This window comes from Pontibacterium sp., assembly GCF_041587635.1.
Classification (GTDB): Bacteria; Pseudomonadota; Gammaproteobacteria; order Pseudomonadales; family Balneatricaceae; genus Pontibacterium.
Genome location: NZ_JBFGYC010000227.1, coordinates 1 through 6,011, shown reverse-complemented (window position 1 = coordinate 6,011; position 6,011 = coordinate 1). Strand labels below are relative to the sequence as shown.

Genomic DNA, 6,011 nt, shown 5'->3' with positions numbered 1-6,011 from the left:
CTAAGTACAACATAACGAAATACTCGTTATGATCATCCTCATAGTCAGGCGCTTTAACTCCGGCCTTAGCTGTGATTTTCTTTTCTTCCCAGCCTTCAACTTCCAGTGCAGTAGCCTGACCGCGTGTCTTAGCAACGATTACCTGTTTTGCACGATTCTTCTCTTCCAGGATCTCTCCACCGTTCGGATCTATATGACTGTACAGCTCTCGAAAGTAACTACATATAGGCCCGTCCAGCTTGATCTTGTCTAATGGTGCATTAGTAAGAAAACCGTCAGTTGTAACAGATACCGCACGATAGGGTTCTTCTATCCCGTTGAGCATTTCACACATTGCTGCTCGCCCCACGCCGGTTATATACATGGAAAAGAGAGCATTAGTGATCTCTGAAGGCGGGATGTTCTTGCTAGTGCCGGTAGGTAGATCAAACTGACGCTTACCCCGTAGACCCTGTGCAAGCTTGCCATATAAACTATTGCCCAATTCTTTCCAGCATTTTTCAAAAAGTTCCAGTGATTTCCTTTGATTTTCAACGGCTTGAGCATCGCCGTCTCTCCCTACTACCAGCTCAGCAGCTTGTTTTTTCAATAGCAGGCGCTTGCTACGTACAGTCCGCATGAATCGCTTAAAAATACGGGGACCATTCGTTTTCCAAGGAATCACAAACCCATAGATAATCTCCACCTTTACGCCCAGATTAACAGCTACTTCTATCTCCTGAGCAGTACAGTGAGAAACACCTTCCCGCACAAAAAATAGGCCTCTGTTATTAGAAGCCCTCATAGGCAGAGGCGGGTATTTAACATGACTCGGGACAGAGAATCTTACCTTCGCCATTCCACATATATCACCCTTATAATCCTCTAACTTTTTAGTCTCTTTGAACCTATCGTAGTCAAGGGGGCGGAGTCCCATGGCAATGGTTGTATAAAAGGATGGACCATCGTAATCATGCCAAATACCTTCCTCGGTCGGCCCGCTATGAAATGCTTCGTTACGGCCACCGTGATAACACTTGATAGCCATAACTTCCAAAACTTCGAGAGCGTCTTCTGGTACACGATTCTTTATAGTGCGGGGCTCCTTGTTAGGACCATCCTTGTCTGTCCACCGAAGCACGGATTCCCAGGTGTAACCAAAAAGTTCATTCAGCGTATACCCCACAGGAAGATTCCGCTTGAAAGACTTAACAGCAGTGCCGCCTAACGTAAATGGGATTCGATCCACCCCCAGTTCCCGTTGGGCAAAAGCAATCATCAGGTCCATAAATAGAGAGCAGATCATCGCATCATTGATGGAATAAGCTTCGAATAGCTCAGGATCATCGATGAGAAGCTGGCGCATGTTTTTCTTGTAGTGCTCAGAAATCTCTATCTTCTTGCAACCTACCAGCCTGCCTAATTCGGCCAGACTTTGCTTTCCAGCAGGAGTGAGAAGTAACGTATCGTAAAACGTGACATTTACCGTATGGGCGTGGTTGTTTGGATCGTAGTAGGTGACGTCTTCCAAATTGGCTCGTTTAGCTCCAATGTCCTGAGGGTCAACGCCGTAGGTGTCTTTCAGACTCACAACGGTTTTACGAATGCCGCTGATCTTGGTCTTGAAATCATAGAACGCGCCAGAAAAATTAAATAAGTCGGCACGGAGCCAGTGAGCGGCGACAATGATTTCTTCACCGGACTTAGGTAGGGCGCTTATGACACCTTCTTCAAGTGCCTTGTTTAATGCGGTTCCTAGGTACTTCTCAAAGCGGATACGGCCTTCTACTCGGTCGCTATTTGTATAGATAATGCCCTGACATCTTTTGCCGTTACGTGAAACGACATACTGATAACAAATGATGATATTACCAGCACCATCTTCGCTAAGTTGGTATTCAGTATCCAGACACACAATGATTGCATCAGAGTGTGAAGTTAACTTCCGCTTCCTTTTTCGAGCATACTTTGCCAGCTCTTTTATGTAGTATTTCTGAGTACGTTTAGGCAGTTGTGCCAGTGCATCAATCGTGAGGCCTGTTGGCGGCCTAGGATGCGTGAATTCACGTACATCGATTCCAAATGCAGGCGGTGAAACATCAGCCCCATGAGTTTCTGAAACCCTCTCTTCAGAACTCGGAAACGACAGGGGTTTAAATTGAGGAATGCCATCCTCAGACGGTGAAAAATCTGATTCATCCATAATATTTTCTCCAGGATAAAAAAACGCCCCGAAGGGCGTGGTATGTGGCATGAGATTGAAAGTAAGGCTTAAACTAAGCCGTGCTCTTTAAAGTCGACTTTGCCATCTCCGCCCTCAAGGCGGTCCATAACCGCATCTGAGAGTAGGTTGGCAAGCAGTTGTGCTTTTTCTACATCTTGTTCTTCATGCCAGTACATCAGCTCATTTTTAGCGTTTGTTACCGCTACACCTGTTTTCATCGCTGTAACAGAACCCACGTTGTTAGCATCAAAAATGCCGTTAATTGCTCGAATCAGTAGTGCTTTATTCATGGTCTTATCCTTAAAATAAAAGTTAGGTATGCCACATACCGGGTTAAAAATAGGTCAGTAGCCAAAGCCACTGACCACCAAGTTAAAATTGTTTGTATTGGTTACGTCGTTCTATCTCCGCTTCAGTCTCCTTACGTGATTTTTCAGCCTGTTTAGCTTCCCAATCGATCACGTCAGATAGACGGAATCGAATGGGACTGTTTTTACCTTTGCCCAGTTTAAAAAAGTGCGGCACAGATTCAGGCTCGCGAGAGCAGGCTGTGTTAATGGACTCGACTGAGCGCTGTTGGCGTTCTGCCAGTTGCTGCTTAGTTAAAATTTCATGCTGCATTGGAATCCTCCTGTTGCAGGAATGATTTAGAATGATCACCCAGTAGTGACTGGACGGTTGCTTCGCTGGCTTCAGCCAGACGTGTGTCTTCGTGGTAGCAATAACGCTCTGTTACGGATGTGCTACTGTGGAATAATGTCTGCTGAACTAAGCGAATATCTCCGGTCAATTTCAGCTGTCGTGAGCTATGCGTCCTGCGAAGATCATGAATGGTCCAGTGCTTATCGATACCTGTCTTCTCGGCCACGTATGCACGGATGATTTGATAAGTCTCACGAGGGTAAGCAATGTGATGACCATCCTTTATAGCGGATGGGAAAAGGAATTGGTTCCAGGAGCGCCCAGCGCATTTCATAAGCATTTGGCGCGTAGGACCGTTTAACAGAACTGAGTAGCTATTACCGTTTTTTGTCTCTGGAAATGTAATAACTGTAAAGTCAGCATCCAGCATGTCACGGGTAATGCTGATAACGTTACCAATACGCCAGCCACTAAAGAGTGCAACGAGAAGCGACAACGATTGAAAGCTATCCAGGCTCAAAGCCTTTTCAATGAAATGATGAATCTCAGCGTCGGAAAGGACCCGCTGACGCGCGGGTGGCTCGGATCGTCTCAGAATATTTTTGCAGGGGTTATCTCGACAAATATTTAAACGAATAGCAGTAGCAAAAATACGAGACAGGGCCGAGTGATAGCGGTTCACAGTACTACCCTTACACGCGCCAGCAAGTTTGTTCAGAAATAGATTGAGCTCGTAATGCGTTAGGCTGGAAACCTTACGCTTACCAAACGCTTTGCGAATACGCTTTAGGCGTCGCTTGAATCCTTTAATATCGCGGTTACGCCCTTCCATTTCAGGCAGGACATGATCATCAATCAGTTCATTAACGGTCAGGTCTTGGCCGCGTAGAATCTGCCCCGTTTCAATCTCAAGCATCTTTTCTCGAAAGAGCTTATCGAAGACGGGTAAAGGCATATTTGGACTGCTGCCAATAGTCCCTTTATGACGAACGCCGTCCATAGAGATATCAAACCCCAAGCTGGTTCGAGTGGGATGAAAGGTAACTTTCTTATTCGGGTGGCCAATAAAGCCGCATACAATAGGTGCTTCCCCCGGGCAGGGCGGATATGCTCCTTGATGCTTTTTGCTGTGAATGGAATATCCACTAATTTCACCTCGTTATTCATGTCGAATGTTGTAACGTGGTGGAATTTACAGGTGGTTCAGTTTTTTAGATTTTCAGTACAAACCGGTTTTTGAGTTATTACGGTTTACGATAGCGTTTAAGCGGCTAGGGAAGGGCTGAGAAAGGGATGGAAGATTATAGAAATAAATTTTTAGAAATTTGTCAGACGTTTGATAATACGTCGAAGGTAGCCCTCTTCCAGCTCGTAGTCATAGGTAAGAAGCATTTTGTCAGCGGCATTTAATAGGTCGCACTTATCTGCATCGGTTAGCTGTTTTTGGCCCGCTTTGTAACGTTCTCCATTGCCCGGGGTTAATGCCACTTTAATTGCCAAACGTTCAATGTCTTGCGCATTCACCCCTTCATACGACTTATTGCTTTTAATTATTGTTTTAACGGCTTCAAAATAATCTGCGATTGATTGCCTGGCTTTAGCATTTTCCGAGTAGCGTTTTGTTTCCTTAATCGCTTGTGTGCGCACATAGGAGATATGTTCAGTTTTAGAATCTGCTATCAGCTTTTTCTGTCGCTCATCCCGCTTTAATACAGAGGCAAGGTTCTCTTTAAGCCGTTTAGCCATGTCTACATTGTACGAGGACGCTTGGAAGTCGCCACTAGCTAACAGTAATTGGGCGCGATCAATCCTGACTAGTGCTGTCGCCGCATAAATTGCCGTTGGACTAAACTTACCCTTAATAGCTGAAAAGTCCGGGTAGAAGCTGTCATGGGTTAGCACTACAAACAGAGATTGTTCGTAAGTGTATTCAAGTGTGCGCAGGGGGGCAGGCAATCCATAGCGGTTACAGAACTCTTCATCTAAAACGATGCCGCGATCAGCCATGACATCGGTAATTGCCAACTCAACGGCGCAGGCAATAAGCTTCTGAGAGCGTTTATTGCAGTAGGGACGGAGCTGTTCTCTTAGCCAGTCAATTTGTGAAGATAGATATTTTTTATCAGACATATCCGAAGACATACATCTATATACCCCAGTAAGCTAATTTTGAAATCGCTGTAGCCCTTTAAACATGAAGGTTTCAGTAACTAGGTATGTGCGATAAACATCCGCGAAGGGCATGTTTGTCGCAATATTTTAATGCCAATCCAGTCTATTAATCACCTATATTCAACCCTGAACCAGTATTCATGGCAAAGAAGATAAAATTCAACGCTGATCTATGTCTTTCATCACCGCCTATTGAAATCAATTAAATGACATTGATTGTTAATATCAATGCAAGTCTGGAGTAATCTACATGTCTACCAAAGGCATGATTGGCAAGGTGCTAGTGTAAATTAGATAGGGATGTTAAATGAATATCGCTCAAATTGAAGAGAATGTTAAGTCATTGCTTGATAGCTTTGTATCGGGTAACTGTAGCCAGGATGACTTTATCTATGAACTACTGCTCGCATACGGCCATCGTAAGCAATCTGTCACCCGTCTGAGGTCCGGTGAGCGTAATATGGCTTCCAGGAATAACGAGCCACGTCATGATGAGGTGGTCTGGAAGCGTAACCTGTACTTCAAGCATGTCGAAGGCGATGCGCTACACGCTGAAATTGATAGGATTCGTAAAGAGAAAGCAGTCGCGACGAATAAGCTACGATTCGTGATTGTTACCAACTTCGACCAACTGTTAGCTGTCGATACCAAAACTTCAGATACCCTTGATATCAATCTTGATGAGCTGCCAAAGCAGTTTGATTTCTTCTTACCTTGGGCGGGCATGGAGAAAGCTGTTTATCAGGGTGAGAACCCAGCAGATGTAAAAGCCGCTGAAAAGATGGCGAAGCTGTTTGATCTAATCAAAGGTGACAACTTTGATGAATCGAATAGAGATGATACTGATGCATTGCATAACCTAAACGTTTTCCTGACCCGTTTACTGTTCTGCTTCTTTGCCGAAGACACCGAAATATTCAGCGATAATCAATTCAGTACCGCTATCCAGTCCCATACCGCAGACGACGGTGGTGATCTAGCAGAGTACTTAGAT

At 44.8% G+C, this 6,011-nt stretch carries 6 protein-coding genes; 1 reads left to right on the top strand and 5 read right to left on the bottom strand.

Translation table 11 applies throughout. The features are described from left to right. The 5 genes from ABYW01_RS11970 to ABYW01_RS11950 all read right to left on the bottom strand — a co-directional run. On the bottom strand, window positions 1-2,182 hold a 2,182-nt coding region (locus ABYW01_RS11970; protein ID WP_372832940.1), incomplete at its 3' end, for a DNA polymerase. 68 nt (window positions 2,183-2,250) lie between these two features. Then, a complete protein-coding gene (locus tag ABYW01_RS11965) occupies window positions 2,251-2,493 on the bottom strand; it encodes a hypothetical protein (RefSeq protein ID WP_342854365.1) in 243 nt (80 codons plus the stop codon). Window positions 2,494-2,575: 82 nt separating this feature from the next. Then, a complete protein-coding gene (locus ABYW01_RS11960) occupies window positions 2,576-2,824 on the bottom strand; it encodes a hypothetical protein (protein ID WP_342854366.1) in 249 nt (82 codons plus the stop codon). After that, complete coding sequence (locus ABYW01_RS11955) at window positions 2,814-3,845, bottom strand: tyrosine-type recombinase/integrase (RefSeq protein ID WP_372832939.1); 1,032 nt, start codon at window positions 3,843-3,845, stop codon at window positions 2,814-2,816. The genes ABYW01_RS11960 and ABYW01_RS11955 overlap by 11 nt, the downstream gene beginning before the upstream one ends. Before the next feature lie 317 nt (window positions 3,846-4,162). Continuing rightward, window positions 4,163-4,975 carry a hypothetical protein gene (locus ABYW01_RS11950; RefSeq protein WP_372832937.1) on the bottom strand — a complete coding sequence of 271 codons (813 nt, stop codon included), beginning with the start codon at window positions 4,973-4,975 and terminating at the stop codon, window positions 4,163-4,165. 349 nt (window positions 4,976-5,324) lie between these two features. Here ABYW01_RS11950 and ABYW01_RS11945 point away from each other — a divergent pair. Then, a partial coding sequence (locus ABYW01_RS11945) for a type IIL restriction-modification enzyme MmeI (protein WP_372832935.1) occupies window positions 5,325-6,011 on the top strand: 687 nt, incomplete at its 3' end.